General features: G+C 62.5%; 1 pseudogene. It reads left to right on the plus strand.

What is annotated here, in order from left to right:
- Positions 1–216: pseudogene (locus ACPXB3_RS22760) on the plus strand (HNH endonuclease); the annotation flags it as partial.

Consider the following 216-nt stretch of genomic DNA (forward strand, 5'->3'; position numbering starts at 1 on the left):
GTGTTACTGACCATACCCGCCGACACCCCGAAGCTGTCTGCGCTCGAGTTCATGGGGTCGGTCACGCCCGCCACCGCCAAAGCATTGTGTTGCGACACCTCGATCACCATGATCGTCCGCGACCACAACGGAGTCCCCCTGAACGTCGGACGGGAGAAACGCCTGTTCACCCCCGGACAACGCAAAGCACTCCTCGTACGCGACCGATGCTGCGTG

The sequence above is a fragment of the Gordonia sp. DT219 genome (assembly GCF_049847065.1).
Taxonomy (GTDB): Bacteria; Actinomycetota; Actinomycetes; order Mycobacteriales; family Mycobacteriaceae; genus Gordonia.